At 66.6% G+C, this 3,900-nt stretch carries 3 protein-coding genes; all 3 read left to right on the top strand.

Annotated elements, in window-relative coordinates:
* Window positions 1-1,997: FAD-dependent oxidoreductase (locus tag EN745_RS31455; RefSeq protein ID WP_145992246.1), on the top strand; the 1,997-nt coding region annotated here is incomplete at its 5' end.
* The gene (locus EN745_RS31450) at window positions 1,994-2,893 is read left to right on the top strand and encodes a homocysteine S-methyltransferase family protein (RefSeq protein ID WP_127423043.1); all 900 of its coding nucleotides are present in this window, start codon (window positions 1,994-1,996) and stop codon (window positions 2,891-2,893) included. The genes EN745_RS31455 and EN745_RS31450, both read left to right, overlap by 4 nt.
* Window positions 2,893-3,900, top strand: a 1,008-nt coding sequence (locus tag EN745_RS31445) for a pyridoxal phosphate-dependent aminotransferase (RefSeq protein ID WP_145992245.1), incomplete at its 3' end; no start/stop codon positions are given. The genes EN745_RS31450 and EN745_RS31445, both read left to right, overlap by 1 nt.

Raw genomic sequence — 3,900 nt, 5'->3', positions numbered from 1 at the left:
CGGCGCAGCTGACGCAGGCGCTGGCCAAGGGCGCGCGCGACATGGGCGCCAGGATAATCCGCTTCTGCCCGGTCACCGGCGCTCGCCGCGAGAACGGCGAATGGGTGGTCGCCACACCGCAGGGCGAAATCCGCTGTGAGATCGTGGTCAATGCCGCCGGCTACCGCGCCGCCGAGCTAGGAAAAATGTTCGGCCGCGCAGTGCCGATGATGGTGATGAGCCATCAATACATATTGTTCGAGGAGATCCCCGAGCTTGCCGCCTGGACGAAGGAACAGGGCAAAAAGCTGCCGCTGCTGCGCGACGTCGACACCTCCTACTATCTGCGCCAGGAAAAGACCGGCATGAACCTCGGCCCCTATGAGCGCAATTGCCGCGCGCATTGGGCGACCCACAACGACCCGATGCCGGAGGATTTTTCCTTCCAGCTCTTCCCCGACGATCTCGACCGGCTGGAGCACTACCTTGCCGACGCCGTCGCGCGCGTGCCGATCCTCGGCACCGCCGGCCTCTCCAAGGTGATCAATGGGCCTATCCCCTACGCGCCGGACGGCAATCCGCTGATCGGCCCGATGCCCGGCGTGCCCAATGCCTTCGAGGCCTGTGTCTTCACCTTCGGCATCGCGCAAGGCGGCGGCGCCGGCAAGGTGCTGGCAGAGTGGGTCACCGAAGGCCAGACTGAATGGGACATGTGGTCCTGCGATCCGCGCCGCTTCACCAGCTTTGCCTCGGCACCCGACTATTGCGTCGCCAAGGGCATGGAGATCTACGGCAACGAATACGCCATCCAGTTCCCGCGCCACGCCTGGCCGGAGGGCCGCAACCGCAAGCTGTCGCCGCTGCACGATCGCATCAAGGCGCTCGGCGGCCAGTTCGACGCCTACAATGGCTGGGAACGCGCCACCTGGTACGCTCAGCCCGGCGACGACACGTCGGAGGAATCGACGCTGACCTTCCGCCGCGACGGGCCGTGGCAGCACCGCGTGCGCGAGGAATGCCTGGCAGTGCGCGATGCCGCCGGCATCCTCGACCTGCCCGGCTTCTCGCGCTTCAACCTCGAAGGTCCGGGCGCCGCCGACTGGCTGGCGCTGCAGGTCACCGGCCTGGTGCCGAAGCCCGGCCGCATCGGCCTCGTCTATTTCTCCGACGACAAGGGCCGAATTGTCACCGAAATGTCGGTCGTGCGCCATGGCGAGGACCAGATGACGCTGATCACCGCCGCGGTCGCGCAATGGCACGATTTCGAATGGCTGAAATCGCGCATGCCCAAGAATGCGACCCTCACCTTGACCGACCGCACCGAGGAGTATTCCACCCAGATCCTCGCCGGCCCGAACTCGCGCAAGATTCTGGGCGGGGTCTGCGCCGCCGACCTCACGCTTCCCTGGCTGACGCATCAGGAAACGACGATCGCCGGACGCTGGGCGAAGCTGGTGCGCGTCTCCTTCGCCGGCGAGCTCGGCTGGGAGATCCACACCAGGGTCGCCGACACGGCAACGGTCTTCGATGCCGTCTGGTCCGCCGGACAAAACCACGGGCTGAAGCCGTTCGGCATGTATGCGCTGGATTCGCTCCGGCTCGAAAAAGGCTACCGCGCCTGGAAGGGCGATCTTTCGACCGACTATTCGATCCTGCAGGGCGGACTGGAGCGCTTCGTAAAATGGGACAAGCCCGAGTTCCGCGGCAAGGGGGCACTGCTCAACGAAAAGCAGCAGGGCGTGAAGAAGCGCTTTGTCACTTTGGTCGTCGAGGACCCCGGCGATTGCGACGCGCCCTATATGTCGACGCTCTGGCATGACGGCAGGATCGTCGGCGAGACGACGTCGGGCGGCTGGGGTCATCGCATCGACAAATCGATCGCACTCGGCATGCTGCGCGCCGACCTCGCCGAGCCCGGCACCCCGTTGGAGATCGAGATCTTCGGCGACCGTTTCAAGGCGGTGGTGCAGAAGGACGAGCCGCTCTGGGATCCGAACAATGAAAGACTAAGGGCATGAAGTCCGTAATTCTCACTGATGGCGGCATGGGCCAGGAACTGGTCCGGCGCAGCAAATCCGAGCCGACGCCACTGTGGTCGGCCAGGGTGCTGATCGACGAACCGGATTTGGTGCGCGACCTGCATGCGGAGTTCATCCAGGCGGGCGCCCGCGTCATCACCATCAACACCTATTCCGCGACCCCGGAGCGCCTGGCGCGCGAAGGCGCGGAAGACCTGTTCAAGCAGCTTCAGGCCCGCGGCGTCGAGCTTGCCAAGCAAGCTTGCGAACAAGCCGGCGACGCAGCCGTCGCCGGCTGCCTGTCGCCTCTTTTCGGCAGCTACGCGCCGGCGCTGACCATCTCCTTCCAGGAGACACTCGATACCTACCGCCGCATCGTCGCCGAGCAGGCCGATGGCGTCGATCTCTTCCTGTGCGAGACCATGGCCTCGGCCGACGAGGCGCGCGCCGCCGTCACCGCGGCGAGCGAAAGCGGCAAACCCGTCTGGGTATCCTGGACGCTCGCCGACCATGGCGCGCCGCGCCTGCGCAGCGGGGAGGCGATCGCCGCCGCGTCGGCCGCGCTCGGTGACCTGCCGGTCGCCGCCAGGCTGGTCAATTGCTGCCGGCCGGAAGCCGTCAGCGCCGCATTGCCCGAATTGATCGCGCTTGGGGGGCCGGTCGGCGCCTATGCCAACGGCTTCACCGCGGTCGAGGCGCTGAAGCATGGCGGCACGGTCGACGTGCTGCATGCGCGCCATGATCTCGACCCGGAAGCCTATGCCGGGCAGGCCATCGGCTGGGTCGAGGCCGGCGCCCATATCGTCGGCGGCTGCTGCGAGGTCGGCCCCGCCCATATCGCTGCCCTACGCGGCCGGCTCGAGCAGGCCGGTCACAAAATCTCGGGAGTTCCGTAATGCCCAGACCCTCATCGCGCATTGCCGGCATTGTGCCCTCGGGCAAGGACGGATGGGAGGTGCATTTCTCGGCCTGGACCCGCAAGCAGGCCGGCGAGGACATCATCATGCTTTCGGTCGGCGACCACGACTTCGACACGCCTTCGGAAACCATTGAGGCCTGCGTGACTGCGGTTCGGGCCAGCAACCACCACTACACGCCCCTTCCCGGCCAGCCGCGCCTGCGCAAGGCGATGGCGGCGGCCTCGACCGCCTGCGCCGGCGTCGTGACGGAGCCCGACCAGGTCATCGCCACGCCGGGCGGACAGGCGGCGCTCTATGCCGCCGTGCAGGCCGTGCTCGACCCCGGCGATCACGCCATCGTCGTCGCGCCCTATTACGCCACCTATCCCAATACCTTCAGCGCCGCCGGCGCCGACTTCACCGTTGTCGAGACGCCGGCCGAGGACGGCTTCCAGCCACGCGCCGAGATGATCCGCGCCGCACTGCGGCCCAACACGCGCGCCATTCTGATCAACACGCCGAACAACCCGACCGGCGCGGTCTATTCGCGCGAGCGGCTGGAGGACCTGGCCAAAGTCTGCCGGGAGCATGATCTCTGGCTGCTGTCGGACGAAGTCTACTGGACGCTGGGTGGCGGCGAGCACATCTCGCCGCGTTCCCTGCCCGGCATGGCGGAGCGCACGTTGGTCATCAATTCCATGTCGAAGAGCCACGGCATGACCGGCTGGCGCATGGGCTGGCTGACCGGCCCCAGGGAAATGATCGCGCTGCTCATCAACCTCAACCTGGTGACGACCTACGGCCTGCCGGCCTTCATCTCGATCGCCTGCGCCGAAGCGCTCGAAAACGGCTACGGCGTCAAGGCGATTGCCGAGCGTTACGCCGCGCGGCGCACGCTGTTCCTCGAAGCGATCCGCGGCATGAACGACGTCACCGTGCGCGGCTCCGAGGGCGGCATGTATGTCATGCTCGACATTTCGGCGATCGAGCCTGACGACGAGAAG

This window comes from Mesorhizobium sp. M4A.F.Ca.ET.022.05.2.1, from assembly GCF_003998845.1.
Taxonomy (GTDB): Bacteria; Pseudomonadota; Alphaproteobacteria; order Rhizobiales; family Rhizobiaceae; genus Mesorhizobium.
The sequence above is the reverse complement of the archived record's forward strand: the minus strand, read 5'-3'. Positions and strand labels throughout refer to the sequence as shown.

Bases quoted from the DNA above. Each gene is read 5' to 3' on its own strand.
- EN745_RS31450 (WP_127423043.1), top strand. From the start codon at position 1,994: ATGAAGTCCGTAATTCTCACTGATGGCGGCATGGGCCAGGAACTGGTC.